Origin of the sequence: Amycolatopsis rhabdoformis (genome assembly GCF_035918295.1) — a bacterium.
In the GTDB taxonomy this organism is placed as follows: domain Bacteria; phylum Actinomycetota; class Actinomycetes; order Mycobacteriales; family Pseudonocardiaceae; genus Amycolatopsis; species Amycolatopsis rhabdoformis.
Map to the genome: position 1 here is coordinate 9,351,180 of NZ_CP142149.1, position 13,821 is coordinate 9,365,000.

Below are 13,821 nucleotides of genomic sequence, written 5' to 3' on the forward strand. Positions count from 1 at the left end.
GCGGTGCCGAACTCAGTGGAACGCGTGCTCCGGAGCCGGGAACTCACCCCGGCGCACGTCCTCGGCGAACGCCGAAGCCGCGCCCTGCAGCACGTCTGCGAGCTCGGCGTAGCGCTTCACGAACCGCGGCGCCTTGCCCCGGCGCATCCCCGCCATGTCCTGCCACACCAGCACCTGCGCGTCGCAGTCCGGCCCGGCGCCGATGCCGACGGTCGGGATCTTCAGCTCGTGCGTCACGCGCTTCGCGGCTTCGGCCGGCACCATCTCCATCACCACCGCGAACGCCCCGGCTTCCTGCAGCGCCAGCGCGTCGGCGAGCAGCACGTCCGCCGCTTCACCGCGCCCCTGCACCCGGTAGCCGCCGAGGTTGTGTTCGCTCTGCGGGGTGAAGCCGATGTGCCCCATCACGGGGATGCCGGCCGACGTGAGCGCTTCGACGTGCGCGGCGAACCGGCGCCCGCCTTCCAGCTTCACAGCGTGGGCACGGCCTTCCTTCATGAACCGCACCGACGTGGCCAAGGCCTGCTCGGGCGAGAGCTGGTAGGAGCCGAACGGCAGGTCGGCCACCACCAGCGCGCGCTTCACCGAGCGCGTGACGGCGCGAACCAGCGGCAGCAGCTCGTCGACCGTCACCGGCAGCGAGGTGTCGTAGCCGAACACGTTGTTGGCCGCGGAATCGCCCACGAGGAGCACCGGGATGCCGGCCTCGTCGAAGATCTGGGCGGTGTACATGTCGTAGGCGGTGAGCATGGGCCACGGCTCGCCGCGCTCCTTCAGCTCACGCAGGTGGTGCACGCGTACCTTGCGCCCGGTCGCCGCGGCGGGCGGTGCGGGCGCGGCGCCGGTTCCGTACGGGGCGGCCACCTCGTCGGATCCGTTCGGGTTGGCAGACATCGTCGTCGACCGTCCTTCCCTCGAGGCCTCGGTGAGGTCCCCGGGTCGTGGAGTCAGAACACGACAAAGCCTGACACGCCCGCCGGGCCGTCCCAAGGTCGTGCGATGAGCTTCACACGCCCGTGAGTCGGACCCCGGCTCAGCCTGCAGGGTGATGACCTGGGACAACCAATCACGGTTCACTGACGTCTTTGCACCGGAATCCGAAGATCACGGGGAGAAGAGCACCCATGGGAACACCGGCGAGCGCACGCAGGCGCATCCCCGCCTGGCAGGCCAGGACGGGCGGCATCGTCGCGACCGTGGTGCAGCTCGCCGCCGTCTTCTCGGTGGTGCTGCTGCTCACCGGCGGCACCCACGGACACCTGCTCAACGGCATCGACATGGCGTTTTCCGCCCTCAGCGTGCCGACCAGCGCGAGCCTGGTGATCGTGCTGCTGCTCGTGGTCCTCGGCTCGGCCTTGCGCCGGCGCAAGAAGGCCGCGCTCTACACGCTGCTGCTCTTCCAGGTCGGCGGCCTGATCTTGACGCTGGCGTTCCAGGCCGTGCTGCTGTGGGCGCCCGACCTGCTCACGCTCGGCCCGCGGCAGATCCGGCACATCCCGATGCAGCTCGGCGTGCTCACGATCGCCGACGGCATTTCGCTGCTCCTGATCTGGCTGCTGCTGGCCCTGCGTCCGGCCTTCCCGGCGCGCCTGGCGCCCGGTGCCTGGCGCGACGGCCTGGCGGTGCTGTTCGGCGGCCTGCTCGTGGTGGTGGCGCTCGGCTGGGGGCTCACCGAGGCGTTCCCCGGCACGCTCGGCGACTCGTGGGAACGGCTGGTGTGGGTGGTCAACCACGCCACCGGTGAGAACCTGCAGCTGCGCAAGATCGGCGTCGGCGAGGGGCCGGCGTGGATCGACGTGGTGCTCGACCTCGGCGCGACGTTCGTGGCCACCGGCGCGCTGTACACGCTCTTCCGCGGCGTGCGCCACCGCCGCCGGCGCACCGACGACGAGGAGCTGCAGCTGCGCGGCCTGCTCGCCGAGTTCGGCGACGACGATTCGCTCGGCTACTTCGCCACGCGCCGCGACAAGAGCGTGGTCTTCGCGCCCAACGGCCGCGCGGCCGTGACCTACCGCGTGCTGGGCGGCACCAGCGTCGCGAGCGCCGACCCGGTCGGCGACCCGGACGCGTGGCCCGACGCGGTGCGGGCGTGGCTCGACGAAACCCGTTCGTACGGCTGGATTCCCGGCGTGCTGGGCGCGAGCGAACGCGGTGCCAAGGTGTACGCGGCCGCGGGCCTGCGCGCGCTGGAGATCGGTGACGAAGCGGTGCTCGACGTCCGCGAGTTCTCCCTCAGCGGGCCCGAGCGCAAGTCGGTGCGCCAGGCCGTGAAACGGATCGAACGCGCCGGCTACACCGCGCGGGTGCGCCGCCACGGCGAAATCCCCGAAGGCGAGATGCAGGCGCTGCTCACGCGGGCGCAGCAGTGGCGCGGCGCCGAGTCCGAGCGCGGCTTCTCGATGGCGCTCGGCCGGCTCGGCGACGCGAGCGACGCCCGCAGCGTGATGGTGGAGGCCTACGACGCCGAAGGTGAGCTGCGGGGCCTGCTGTCCTTCGTGCCGTGGGGGCGGCGCGGCCTTTCGCTCGACCTGATGCGCCGCGACCGGGCCGCGGAAAACGGCCTCAACGAGTTCCTGGTCGCCGAGGTCGTGGCCGCCGCGCAGCACCTGGGCGCGCAGCGGATCTCGCTCAACTTCGCCATGTTCCGGGCGGTCTTCGCCGAGGGCGAGCGCATCGGCGCGGGCCCGGTGCTGCGCCTGTGGCGTTCGGTGCTCGGGCTGGCGTCGCGGTTCTTCCAGCTGGAGTCGCTGTACCGGTCCAACGCGAAGTACGGGCCGGACTGGGAGCCGCGGTTCCTCTGCTACTCCTCGGCCCGGCGGCTGCCGCGCGTCAGCATCGTCGCCGGCGCGCTCGAAGGGTTCGTGCCCACGGGCCGCTCGCGCGTGCTTCGCCACGAGACGGTGAGCGACGAGTTCGTGACGGAGGTCCGCCTCATCGAGGAGAGTGCCGCGCGAGTCGTGCCGAAGGCGATGCGCCGGCCGGAGCAGGTGCGGGTGCGGGTGGCGAAGCTGGACAAACTGCGCGATCTCGGCGTGGACCCGTACCCCGTCGGGTTCAGCCGCGAAGACCTGCTGGGCGACGTCGTGGCCAAGTTCGGTGAGCTGCCGGCGGACTCGCGCACCGGGCACCGCGTGCGCGTGGCCGGGCGGGTGCTCGCACTGCGCACGCTCGGCGGCCTGTGTTTCGCTCGTATCAAGGACTTCTCGGGTGAAGTGCAGCTGATGCTCGACGCGACGGTGCTCGACCTCTCGGGCTGGCGCACCGGCGTGGACCTCGGGGACCACGTGGGCGTGAGCGGGGAGGTCGTGACCTCGCGCAGGGGCGAGCTCTCTGTGCTGGTGGACGAGTGGACGGTCACCGCGAAGTGCCTGCACCCGTTGCCGGACAAGCGAAAGGGCCTCACCGACCCCGAGACGCGGGTGCGCCAGCGCTACCTCGACCTGGCCGTGAACCCGGAGTCGGCGCAGATGCTGCGGCTGCGGTCCACGGTGGTGCGCGCGGTGCGCGAGCGCCTGCACCAGGGCGACTACCTCGAGGTCGAGACGCCGATGCTGCAGACCGTCCACGGTGGAGCGAACGCGCGGCCGTTCGTCACGCACATCAACGCCTACGACATGCGGATGTACCTGCGCATCGCGCCGGAGCTCTACCTCAAGCGCCTGTGCGTGGCGGGCGTGGAGCGCGTGTTCGAGCTCAACCGCAACTTCCGCAACGAAGGCGTCGACGCCACGCACAACCCCGAGTTCACGATGCTCGAGGCGTATCAGGCCTACGCCGACTACAACTCGATGCGCGACCTCACCCGCGAGCTGGTGCAGCACGCCGCCGAGGCGGCGTTCGGCGCGCAGATCGTGCGCCGGCTCGACGCCGACGGCCGGGTGACCGAACACGACATCTCCGGCGACTGGCCGGTGATCCCGGTGCACGAGGCCGTTTCGGCGGCGCTCGGGGAACAGATCGACTCGGGCACCTCGGTGGCCACGCTCCGGCGGCTCTGCCTCGCGGGCGGCGTGCCGGCGGGGGAGGACGCCGGCCACGGCGACCTGGTGCTGAAGGCCCACGAGCACCTCGTCGAAGGATCGACGGTGTTGCCGACCTTCTACACCGACTACCCCACGGACGTCTCGCCGCTGACCCGCCAGCACCGGCGTGACCCGCTGCTGGCCGAGCGCTGGGACCTCATCGCGTTCGGCTCGGAGGTCGGCACCGCCTACACCGAGCTCACGGACCCGATCGAGCAGCGCCGCCGCCTCGAAGCCCAGTCGCTGCGCGCGGCCAGCGGCGACGTGGAGGCGATGGAGCTCGACGAGGACTTCCTGCTCGCGCTCGAACACGGCATGCCGCCCACCGGCGGGCTCGGGCTCGGTGTGGACCGGCTGCTGATGATGCTCAGCGGCGCGTCGATCCGGCAGACGGTGCTGTTCCCGTTCGTGCGCCCGCACGCCTGAGGTTCCTTGCGGCCAGCGAAAAGTGACGCCTCCGCGCGCAACGTCGCAGGACTTCGCCTAGGGTGTGCACGTGCGTTCTGCGCGACTCGCCGCGGTCGCCCTGGTCGGGCTCGGGGTGGTGGTCTATTCCGCCTGGCTGCTCGAATTCCTGCTGCCCACGGGCGTCTCCCCGGTTCAGCAATCCGTGGAGGCGCTGCTGCCGGCGTCCCCGCTGTTCCGGGTCACCACGGGGATCGCGGGCCTCGCCTTCGCGCTCGCCTGCCCACCGCTGTTGCGGCTGGTGCCGGTGCACTGGACGGGCCGGGTCGCCGCGATCACGCTCGCGTTCTTCGGCCTCGTCCTGATCGCCGACGCGCTGGTCCCGGGCACGAGCGCCGCCCAGATCCTGGAGAACCTCGCGTTCGTGGGGGGTTCGTTCAGCCTCGTGTTCTGGTGGCCGCCGCCGTGGCGGGAGTGGGCGGTGGCGGGGTTCGCGCTGGTGCTGATCACCTGGGCGCTGGTCCTCATCGCTTCGCTGCTCGGCCCGGGGCACCTGGTCGGCGTGTTCAGCCGCGTGCAGGTGGGGGTGCGGGCCGCGCTGATGGGTTCGGGCGTCGCCTACATCGTGATCCGGCCGCTGCCGCGCTTCGCCTCCCGCGCCGGCCGCTGAGTTTTGTCGGGGGTCGCTCGTACCCTGGGGTGATGACGTCCGGATTCACCGTCTTCGACACTCCGCTGGGAGCGTGCGGCCTGGCCTGGCGCGACGGGGTCATCACCGGCACGGCGCTGCCCGGCAGCTCGCCCGCGAGCACCCGCGCGTTCCTCACCCGGCGGTTCCCCGACGCCGTGGAGGCCGCGCCCCCGCCGGAAATCCAGGCCGCCGTGGAGCGGATCACCGAGCTGCTCTCGGGCGGCCACCCCGACCTGTCCCGCCTGCCGCTGGCGCTCGACGACCTGCCGGAGTTCAACCGCCGGGCCTACGAAGCGGCGCTGCGCATCCCGCCCGGCAAGACCAAGACGTACGGGGATCTCGCCCACGAGCTCGGCCTGCCGGGTGCCGCGCAGGCGGTCGGGCAGGCGATGGGCAACAACCCGTTCCCGATCATCGTGCCCTGCCACCGCGTGCTCGCGGCCGGCGGCAAACACGGCGGCTTCTCCGCGCCGGGCGGGGTCGAGACGAAGCGGCGCATGCTCGTGATCGAAGGCGCGTTGCCCGACGAGCCGACGCTGTTCTAGAGCTCAGGCTTTCCGTTCGCGCCACGCGTTCGTGATCGGCAGCCGCCGGTCGCGCCCGAACGCCTTGAACGTGATCTTCGTGCCCGGCGGGTACTGCCGCCGCTTGTACTCGGCGCGGTCGACCATGCGCACCACGCGGTCGATCGTCTCCGGCTCGAACCCGGCGGCCACCAGGTCGGCGTAGCCGCGGTCGCCTTCCACGTAGTCGTCGAGGATGTCGTCGAGCAGCGCGTAGTCCGGCAGCGAGTCGCTGTCCTGCTGTCCCGGCGCCAGCTCGGCCGAGGGCGGTTTGGTGATCGAGTTCTCCGGGATCGGCGGCGTTTCGCCCCGATTGACCGCTTCTTCGTTGCGCCACCGGGCGAGCTGCCACACGTGCGTTTTGAACACGTCCTTGATCGGCGCGAACCCGCCCACCGCGTCGCCGTAGATCGTGGAGTAGCCCACGGCCAGCTCGGTCTTGTTGCCGGTGGCGAGCACGAGGTGTCCGTCCAGGTTGGACAGTGCCATCAAGAGCATGCCGCGGGTGCGGGCCTGGATGTTCTCCTCGGCCAGCCCGGTCAGCGCGAGCTGGTCCACGTAGACCTTCACCATGTCCTCGACCGGTTCCACGCGGTAGTGCGCGCCGATGCGCCGCGCGAGGTCGGCGGCGTCGTCCTTCGAGTGTGCCGACGAGTACTTCGAGGGCATCGAGACGCCGTACACGTGGTCGCCGCCGAGCGCGTCGACCGCGAGCGCCGCGCACACCGCGGAGTCGATGCCGCCGGAGAACCCGAAGGTCACCGACGTGAAGCCGTTCTTGTGCACGTAGTCGCGCAGCCCCACCACGAGCGCCGACCACACCTCGGCCTCGTCGGACAGCGGCTCGCTCACCACCGGCTCGGTGCGCGGCGGGTACGCGGGCACCGGCTCGTCGCTCAGCACGCGCCGGCGGACCGGCAGCCCCGCCAGGTCACTGCCAGTATCGCCGTCGCCGGCGTGGCCGCCGGAAACCAGGTCCAGGTCCACCACCAGCAGGTGCTCCACGAACTGCGGCGCCCGCGCCAGCAGCTCACCGTCGGCGCCGACCACGAGCGAGTCGCCGTCGAACACGAGGTCGTCCTGGCCGCCGACCTGGTTCGTGTACACCAGCGGCGCGCCGGCCTCGGCCGCGCGCCGGGCCACGAGCGGCAGCCGCTGCTCGTCCTTGGACCGCTCGTACGGCGACGCGTTGGGCGCCACCACCAGGTCGACGCCGGCCTTGCCGAGCGCCGCGACCGGGCCGCCGTCCTGCCAGAGGTCCTCGCAGATCACCATGCCGATGTCGATGCCGTGCAGCCGCACGACCTCGAGCTCCGTGCCCGGCTTGAAGTAGCGCTGCTCGTCGAACACGCCGTAGTTGGGCAGGTGGTGCTTGTACTGCTTCGCCACCACCTCGCCGCGGAACAGCGCGGCGGCCGCGTTGCGCGGGCCGGCTTCGTCCTGGTCGAGGTACCCGACGTAGGTGAGCACTTCGCCGCAGCCCGCGTCGTCGAGCCGGCGGGCCAGCTCGTCGAGGGACTTGCGCGAGGCCTGGGCGAACGTGGCCCGGAAGGCCAGGTCTTCCACGGGGTAGCCGGTCTGCGACATCTCCGGGAACACGACCACGTGCGCACCGGATTCGGCGGCGCGGCGGGTCCACTCGACCGTGAGCGCGGTGTTGCCGTCGAGGTCGCCGACGGTGGGGTTGACCTGGGCCAAGGCGATGCGCAGCTGCGGCATGCGGTCATTCTGACCCGGCCCGCGCCGCGAGCCGAGCGAATGTGGGCGAATCGCGCCGAGCGCATCCGGGCAAAACGAAACCCGGCCACCGAAACGGATGACCGGGCTCCGAATGCCTGGAAGATCAGGACTTCTTCATCCGCATCATGCTGCGGACCTTCTTCACCGTCTGCTCGAAGTCGGAGTCGAACGGGTTGTCGTGCACCAGGTAGGTCCACGTGGTGTTCGCGCGCCGGACGCCGGCGTCGGCGAGGTCGATGCCGTCGTCGGTGATCTCGGCTTCCTCCAGCGTCTTCGACGCCCGCGCCGCCGACTCGGCGATGATCTTGTGGAACTCGGGGATCGCCGCGCGGTGGAACTCGTCGAGCGGCGTCTCGCGCGCCAGCGCGCGCAGGTGGATGCTCTCGCGCACGTCGGTGAGGTACGCGAGGTGATCGGACCAGAGCTGGTCGAGGTGGAACAGAACTACCTCGCGGCTGAGCTGCTCGAGCCGCTCGGTGTCGTCGAGCTTCTCCTTCACCTCGGCGAACTTCTCCGGCTGCGCCTTCTCGAGCTCCTCGGCCGCGTACGCCGTGTGCAGCACCTTGTCGCGGTGTTCCAGCAGCTCGGTGCGCTGCCGCTCGATCAGCCGCGTGTAGCGCCAGGTGTTGCGGTGGATCTCGAGGTCGACGCCCTCGGCCACGCGCTGGGCGTGGTTGATCTGCCGCAGCGCCGCCGGGTCGGTGATCTCGCCGGTCTCGGTGTCGGCGTCGATGCCCTCGGGGATGTCGGGGGCGTTGGAGAGCACGAGGTCGTCGTTGAGGCTCGCGAAGAAGATCGCGCTGCCCGGGTCGCCCTGGCGTCCGGAGCGGCCGCGCAGCTGCCCGTCGAGCCGGCTCGACGGGTACCGCGCGGTGCCGATCACGTGCAGACCGCCGAGCTCGGCGACCTCCTCGCGGCTCGCGCCGTCGGTGCCGCCGAGGCGGATGTCGGTACCGCGCCCGGCCATCTGCGTGGACACGGTGACCGCGCCCTTGTTGCCGGCCTCGGCGATGATCGCGGCCTCTTCGGCGTCGTTGCGCGCGTTGAGCACCACGCACGGCAGGTCGGCCTTCGCGAGCTTGTCGGCGAGCTCTTCGGACTCGGCCACGTCCTGGGTGCCCACGAGGATCGGCTGCCCGGTCTCGTGCACCTTCCGGATCTCCTCCTCGATCGCGCGCAGCTTCTGCGACGGCGAGCCGAAGATCCGGTCGGCCTGGTCCTCGCGGACGTTCGGGGTGTTCGGCGGGATCACCGCGACCTCGAGGCTGTAGAACTCGCGCAGCTGCTCGGCCACGGCCACGGCCGTACCGGTCATGCCGGCCACCGACGGGTAGCGCGCGAGCAGCGCCTGCACCGTGATCGAGTCGAGGATCTCGCCGCGGTCGGTGGCGGCCACCTGCTCCTTGGCCTCCACGGCCGCCTGCAGGCCGTCCGGCCAGCGCTGCAGCTCGGCGACGCGCCCACGGGCGGCGTTGATGAGCTGCACCTTGCCGTCGCGCACGAGGTAGTCGACGTCGCGGGTGAGCAGGGCGTGGGCGTGCAGGGCCACGTTCACCGCGGCCAGGCGGTCGGAGCCCGAGTCGCCGTAGAGGTCGATGCCGCCGAGCGACTTCTCGACCACGGACGCGCCGGCGGTGGTGAGCCAGGCGTTGCGGCCGTCGGTGTCGGTCTCGTAGTGCAGGCCCAGCCGAAGGCGGCGCACCACGGTGGCGACCTCTTCGTCGGCGTCGTTGTGGTCGATCGAGCCGGCCATCACGAGCGGCACGCGGGCCTCGTCGACCAGCACGGAGTCGGCCTCGTCCACGATCGCGACCTCGGGCGCGGGCTGCACCAGGTCGTCGACCGTGGTCACGAGCCGGTCGCGCAGCACGTCGAAACCGATCTCGGCCACGGCGCCGTAGGTGACCTGCTTGCCGTAGGCGTCCTTGCGCTCGTCGCGCGTGTGCGCGGGCTCGACCCAGCCGACGGTGACCGCGAGCAGTTCGTAGACGGGTTTCATCCACTCGGCGTCGCGGCGGGCGAGGTAGTCGTTCACGGTGACCACGTGCACGCGGCTGCCGCGCAGCGCGTAGCCCGCGGCCGCCAGCGCGCCGGCGAGCGTCTTGCCCTCACCGGTCTCCATCTGCACCACGTGCCCGGTGAGCAGGCCCATCGTGCCGAGCACCTGCACGTCGAACGCGCGCTCGCCGAGGGCGCGCCGCGCGGCCTCCCGGCCGAGGGCGCAGGTTTCCACCAGCTGGTCGTCGTTGAACGCCTTCGCGCCACCGAGGTCTTCGCGCAGCTTTTCGGCGCGTTCGGTGAGCTCGGTGTCCGAGAGCTTCTCGAGCTCGGGTTCGAGCTTCGCGACTGCGGGCAGCAGCGCTTCGTAGCGGGTCAGCTCGACGCTGCCCGGCCGCTGGATGATCCGGCGGAGCCGCTTGCCCACCCGGCTGATCAGTGCCACCCCTGGTCTCCCGTCCTGTCTTGCGTTTCTCTCGGCTGCCGCTGGTCCACCTGGTGCTGAACTACCCAACGCGCCGGTGGTGCGTCGGAGTTCCGCCGCCGGATGGCACGATCAAACCGTGCCTCCCCATGCCAGCGCCAGCTCTCGCGCCCACCGGATCGCCACTGCCGCGGCGGTCGTGCTGCTCGGCGGCACGCTAGCCGCGTGCACGTCGAACAACGGTCAGGTCGCGCTCTCGCCGACCACCGAATCGCACCCGCCCGCGGGCCCGGTGCCCGCGGGGCTGGCGCGCTTCTACGGCCAGAGCATGAGCTGGGCCGATTGCGCACCCTACGCGACCTCGGACGACGCGCAGTCCGCGTTCCGCACGCCGGCGATCCAGTGCGCGCGGCTCACCGTGCCGCTGGACTACGACAAACCGGACGGACAGACCATCACGCTCGGCGTGCTGCGCCACAAGGCGAGTGAACCGGACGACCGCATCGGCTCGCTCGTGGTCAACCCGGGCGGGCCCGGCGCGTCCGGCATGGTCGCCGCGGCCGAGCTGATCGACCAGGTCAAGGGCAACGACCTCGGCAAGCGCTTCGACCTCGTCGGCTTCGACCCGCGCGGCATCGGGGCGAGCGAACCGCAGATCCGCTGCCTCACCGACCCCGAGCGCGACGCCGACCGGGCCGACGACAGCGAAACCGACGGCACCCCGGCGGGCGTGACCAAGCAGGAGTCGCAGGAGAAGGACTTCGCCGCCAAGTGCGCCCAGCGCACGAAGCTCGGCGACGACATGCTGGAGCACGTCGGCACCCGCGACGTCGCGAAGGACCTCGACGTGCTGCGGTCCGTGCTCGGCGACGAGAAGCTCACCTACCTGGGCTACTCCTACGGCACCCGGCTCGGCTCGACCTACGCCGAGGACTTCCCGCGCAACGTCCGCGCGCTCGTGCTCGACGGCGCCGTCGACCCGACGCAGGACGCGGAGGAGTCGCTCGTCGCGCAGGGCCAGGGCTTCGGCGTCGCGTTCGGCGAGTTCGCGAAGTGGTGTGCCGCTCAGCAGGACTGCGCGCTCGGCAGCGACCCGGCCAAGGCGACGAAGGCGTTCCAGGACCTCACCCGGCCGCTGATCGACTTCCCGGTGCCGGTGGGCGACGGCCGCAAGCTGTCGTACGAGGACGCCACCACCGGCGCGATCCAGGCGCTCTACCAGCAGAGCCTCTGGGAGTACCTCAACACCGGCCTCAACGAGCTGCGCAACCAGCGCGGCGCCACGCTCGAGAAGCTGGCGGACATCTACAACGAGCGCGGCCCGGACGGTCGCTACGGCACCACGCAGGACGCCTTCACCGCCATCCGCTGCGTCGACGACCCGCGCGTGACCGACCCGAAGGTGATCCTCGAAGGTCAGCAGAAGTACGAGCAGGTGGCGCCGTTCCTCGACGACGGCCGCCCGGCCAGCTCGGCGCGCGACGCGTGCGCGTTCTGGCCCGTGCCGAACACCTCGCAGCCGCACGAACCGCAGGTCGCCGGCCTGCCGAAGACGCTCACGATCTCCACGACCAACGACCCGGCCACGCCGTACCAGGCGGGCGTGAACCTCGCGAAAGCGCTGAAGGGCGCGCTGCTCACCTTCGAGGGCACGCAGCACACGGCGTTCCTGCAGGGCAACGCGTGCGTGGACAAGGCGGGGATCGCCTACCTCGTGGACGGCACGGTGCCGGCCGACGGCACGCGGTGCGCGGGGAGCTAGCGGCTAGCTCAGCGGGGCGGGGACGGGCTGGTTTTCGTTCGAGAGCGTGACCTCGTACATCACCGGGCTGTCCTTGTCCGTCGCCGGCGGGACCTGCAGCCAGAACCGGGCGAACCGCCGCGGCTCGGCGGCCGTCACCCACACCTTCACGTTCACGGCCGAGTGAATCTGGGGAAGCAGCCGCGTGGCCGCCTGCTCGGGCAGCGTGCCGCCGACGCGGTAGGTGTCGAGGCCGTGCACGGGCTCGCGGGTCTCGGTCTGCGGCTGCTCGAGTGAGCTGAGCATCCGGGCCAGGCCGGCGTCGGGGCCGAGGAAATCGCCGACGGTGAACGTCGCCGGTCCCGACCAGGTCTTGCCGGTGCTGTCGCGCGTGGTCGCGTGGGTGCCGTCGAGGACGAAGGAGAACTTCCGGTCGCTCGTGGCATCGGCCAGCTCGGCCGTGCCCGCAGCGTGGCCGCCGTCGTCGAGGGTGGCGTCGCCGTCGACGGTGCTCAGCGGCAGGCCGGGCAGCACGCCGTTCACGATCACGGAGAAGTGCAGGCTGCGCACGCCGGCGAAGTTCGTGCCGGCGGCGCCGAGCAGGTCACCGGCCGGGGGCAGCGAGGGCGCTGTGCACCCGCCGACGAGACCGAGGAGCAGCAGCGCCGGCAGGAAGCGTCGGCAGCGCATGGCGGTGAGACTACCCGTGGCCCGATCCTTTCGTCCGGTGTCCTTCAGGCCACTGTCCAGGACGCCGAAGACGAATCAGACTCATCACTCGTGACGACCCAGACCCGCACCGCGCCCCGCGTCCACCGAGCCTGGTTCGTGGCCGCGGCCGCGTTCATCGCCTTGCTGGCCGCCGCTGGTTTCCGCGCCGCGCCGAGTGTGCTGATCGACCCGCTGCACGAGGAGTTCGGCTGGTCGCGCGCCACCATCGGCGCCGCGGTGTCCGTGAACCTCGTCCTCTACGGCCTCTTCGCGCCCTTCGCGGCCGCGCTGATGGAGCGGTTCGGCATCCGCCGGGTCGCCGCGACCGCGTTGTTCGTGGTCGCGCTCGGCGCGGGCGGCACGGTGTTCATGAGCACGAGCTGGGAGCTCATGCTCTGCTGGGGCGTACTGGTGGGCGCCGGCACGGGCTCGATGGCCATGAGCTTCGCCGCCACGGTGACCACCCGCTGGTTCGTGCGCCACCGCGGCGCCGTCACCGGCATCCTCACCGCCGCCGGTTCGACCGGGCAGCTCGTGTTCCTGCCGGTGGTCGCCACCCTGGCCGTGAACGACGGCTGGCGCACGGCGTCGCTGGTCATCGCCATCGCGGCGCTCGCGGTGGTCCCGGTCGTGCTGCTCGTGGTGCGCGACCACCCCGCCGACCTGGGCACGACCCCGCTCGGCGCGCCCGAGGGCACGGAGGTGGTGAAGCCGCCGGCGAAGGGCGGCTCGGCGCGGCGCGCGCTCGTCGTGCTGTTCCAGGCCATGCGCACCCGCTCGTTCTGGCTGCTCGCCGTCGGCTTCGCGATCTGCGGGGCGACCACGAACGGCCTGGTCGGCACGCACTTCGTGCCGGCCGCGCACGACCACGGCATGCCGCAGACCACCGCGGCGAGCCTGCTCGCGCTCGTCGGGGTGTTCGACGTGGTGGGCACGGTCGTGTCGGGCTGGCTCACCGACCGCGTCGACCCGCGGATCCTGCTCGGCGTGTACTACGCGCTGCGCGGCCTCTCGCTCGCGTTGCTGCCGCAGCTGTTCAGCGATTCGGTGCAGCCGAGCATGTGGGCGTTCATCCTTTTCTACGGTCTCGACTGGGTCGCCACGGTGCCGCCGACGATCGCTCTCTGCATCCGGTCCTTCGGCGAGGCGGGCCCGATCGTGTTCGGCTGGGTGTTCGCGTGTCACCAGCTCGGCGCGGCGTTCGCGGCGTCCGCGGCCGGTGCCGTGCGCGACCAGCTGGGGGACTACGCCCTGGCCTGGTACGTCGCGGCGGGCCTGGCGGTGCTCGCCTCCGTGGCGTCGGTGTCGATCACCCGATCCGGCAAGCGTGAGCTCTCTTTGGTGGCCTGAGGTGAGTTCGCGCATTGTGGACACTTCCGGCGCGTCGCGAAACATGTCGTTAACACGCTCTCGTTAGGGTGCGGCCATGGATCGCCAGCAGGAATTCGTGCTCCGGACCTTGGAAGAGCGCGACATCCGTTTCGTCCGGCTCTGGTTCACCGATGTGCTGGGGTTCCTCAAGTCCG

Annotated in this window: 10 protein-coding genes (1 of these 10 cut by a window edge); 6 read left to right on the forward strand and 4 right to left on the reverse strand. The window is 71.4% G+C overall.

All coding sequences use genetic code 11. The features are described 5' to 3' along the window. Positions 1-12 precede the first annotated feature (12 nt). On the reverse strand, positions 13-894 hold the full coding sequence (panB, locus tag VSH64_RS43565) for a 3-methyl-2-oxobutanoate hydroxymethyltransferase (RefSeq protein ID WP_326568567.1): 882 nt from the start codon (positions 892-894) through the stop codon (positions 13-15). Positions 895-1,124: 230 nt separating this feature from the next. On the opposite strand from panB, the gene lysX reads away from it, so the two are divergent. The 3 genes from lysX (at position 1,125) to VSH64_RS43580 (ending at position 5,663) form a co-directional block, all read left to right on the forward strand. Beyond that, positions 1,125-4,448 (forward strand): bifunctional lysylphosphatidylglycerol synthetase/lysine--tRNA ligase LysX, encoded by a 3,324-nt coding sequence (gene lysX, locus VSH64_RS43570; RefSeq protein ID WP_326568568.1) that lies wholly within the window; start codon positions 1,125-1,127, stop codon positions 4,446-4,448. Positions 4,449-4,518: 70 nt separating this feature from the next. Beyond that, entirely contained in the window at positions 4,519-5,097 is a 579-nt protein-coding gene (locus VSH64_RS43575; RefSeq protein WP_326568569.1) for a hypothetical protein, read from the forward strand. Between the two features lie 32 nt (positions 5,098-5,129). Beyond that, positions 5,130-5,663, forward strand: coding sequence for a methylated-DNA--[protein]-cysteine S-methyltransferase (locus VSH64_RS43580; RefSeq protein WP_326568570.1), 534 nt, complete (start codon positions 5,130-5,132; stop codon positions 5,661-5,663). Positions 5,664-5,666: 3 nt separating this feature from the next. Here the strand turns inward: VSH64_RS43580 and VSH64_RS43585 are convergent, their stop codons facing one another. Continuing rightward, the gene (locus tag VSH64_RS43585) at positions 5,667-7,400 is read right to left on the reverse strand and encodes an NAD+ synthase (RefSeq protein ID WP_326568571.1); all 1,734 of its coding nucleotides are present in this window, start codon (positions 7,398-7,400) and stop codon (positions 5,667-5,669) included. 124 nt (positions 7,401-7,524) lie between these two features. Next, positions 7,525-9,864, reverse strand: a complete 2,340-nt coding sequence (gene secA2, locus VSH64_RS43590) for an accessory Sec system translocase SecA2 (protein ID WP_326568572.1) — start codon at positions 9,862-9,864, stop codon at positions 7,525-7,527. 178 nt (positions 9,865-10,042) lie between these two features. Here secA2 and VSH64_RS43595 point away from each other — a divergent pair, with 178 nt between their 5' ends. Next, entirely contained in the window at positions 10,043-11,605 is a 1,563-nt protein-coding gene (locus tag VSH64_RS43595; protein ID WP_326838204.1) for an alpha/beta hydrolase, read from the forward strand. Positions 11,606-11,608: 3 nt separating this feature from the next. Here the strand turns inward: VSH64_RS43595 and VSH64_RS43600 are convergent, their stop codons facing one another. Then, on the reverse strand, positions 11,609-12,274 hold the full coding sequence (locus VSH64_RS43600) for an LppX_LprAFG lipoprotein (protein WP_326568573.1): 666 nt from the start codon (positions 12,272-12,274) through the stop codon (positions 11,609-11,611). 90 nt (positions 12,275-12,364) lie between these two features. On the opposite strand from VSH64_RS43600, the gene VSH64_RS43605 reads away from it, so the two are divergent. Next, positions 12,365-13,645, forward strand: coding sequence for an MFS transporter (locus tag VSH64_RS43605; RefSeq protein WP_326568574.1), 1,281 nt, complete (start codon positions 12,365-12,367; stop codon positions 13,643-13,645). Between the two features lie 76 nt (positions 13,646-13,721). Then, positions 13,722-13,821 carry the 5' end (the start) of a type I glutamate--ammonia ligase gene (glnA, locus tag VSH64_RS43610; protein ID WP_326568575.1) on the forward strand. Its footprint extends 1,244 nt past the window's final position, so 100 of the gene's 1,344 nt are visible here — the first part of the coding sequence; it begins with the start codon at positions 13,722-13,724; its stop codon lies off the right edge, out of view.